Origin of the sequence: Coprococcus sp. AF102-57, from assembly GCF_027686195.1 — a bacterium.
GTDB lineage: Bacteria > Bacillota > Clostridia > Lachnospirales > Lachnospiraceae > Allocoprococcus > Allocoprococcus comes.
On record NZ_JAQCSY010000050.1, the window covers coordinates 1 to 1,476 of the forward strand.

The following is a 1,476-nucleotide window of genomic DNA, read 5'->3' on the forward strand; positions in this document are numbered from 1 at the left end:
GGAATTATCCATCTTGTTGCTTAAGCTGTTAGAATGTAGGTAGCAATTGGATATCGTCCTTATTCTTGGACCTTGCGTCCGTAAAATAGACTGATAACCAGCTCCTCATTCGCAGCGTTCGTTTTATGCAGGAGTCACACCACAGTAGATTGAATAGGCAATGAGTAAAACTGGTATTTATCCATTGCAATAATCTTAAGGAGTGACAAATTTATGAACGCAGTAGGTATCGATGTTTCAAAAGGTAAGAGTATGGTTGCTATCATGCGACCTTTCGGTGAAATTGTTTCCACACCTTTCGAAATCAAACACACAGCCAGTGATATCCATTCACTTGTAGAACTCATCAACTCTGTTGAAGGGGAGTCCCGAATCGTTATGGAGCACACAGGACGTTATTATGAAGTCCTCGCACATCAGCTTTCAGAGGCAAATCTTTTCGTCAGTGCCATTAACCCAAAACTTATCAAAGACTTTGATAATGATTCGCTTCGCAAAGTGAAATCTGATAAAGCAGATGCTGTTAAGATTGCCCGATATGCACTTGACAAATGGCAAAATCTTAAACAGTATAATGTTATGGATGAATTACGCAATCAGCTCAAAACCATGAATCGTCAGTTCGGCTTTTACATGAAACACAAGACGGCTATGAAAAATAATCTTATCGGCATCCTTGACCAAACCTATCCTGGTGTGAATACTTACTTTGACAGTCCTGCACGCAGTGACGGCAGCCAGAAATGGGTTGATTTTGCATCTACATACTGGCATGTGGACTGTGTCCGTAAAGTGTCCCTGAATGCCTTTATCGACCATTATCAAAACTGGTGCAAACGCAAGAAGTACAACTTCAGTCAGTCAAAAGCTGAAGAAATCTATGGAAAAGCAAAGGAACTTGTTCCTGTACTTCCAAAGGATGCCATTACAAAGCTTATAATTAAACAGGCTGTGGACCAGCTTAACAGTGCCTCTACAACTGTTGAGTCACTACGCACTCTCATGAATGAAACTGCATCCAAACTCCCTGAATATCCTGTCGTTATGGCTATGAAAGGTGTTGGAACTTCACTCGGATCTCAGTTGATGGCTGAGATCGGAGATGTTTCCCGTTTCACTCACAAAAGTGCTATTACTGCATTTGCCGGTGTAGATCCCGGTGTTAATGAATCTGGAAGTTATGAACAAAAAAGTGTTCCAACCTCAAAACGAGGTTCCTCTGATCTTAGAAAGACTTTATTTCAGGTAATGGATGTCCTAATTAAAACACATCCTCAAGATGATCCTGTTTATCAGTTCTTAGACAAGAAACGTGCTCAAGGCAAGCCTTACTATGTCTATATGACTGCAGGTGCCAACAAGTTTCTAAGAATCTACTACGGACGAGTGAAAGAATATCTTTCATCTCTTCCTGAATCTTAATTATCCACTAATATTTTCAGACCAGCACTGGTGTGGTGGTCTTATTTTGATACC

Annotated in this window: 1 protein-coding gene; it reads left to right on the forward strand. The window is 40.6% G+C overall.

Annotation, left to right across the window (positions count from 1 at the left end):
- The first annotated feature begins 213 nt into the window (after positions 1 to 213).
- Entirely contained in the window at positions 214 to 1,422 is a 1,209-nt protein-coding gene (locus PGZ10_RS16495) for an IS110 family transposase (RefSeq protein ID WP_117559543.1), read from the forward strand.
- The last annotated feature ends 54 nt before the right edge of the window (positions 1,423 to 1,476 follow it).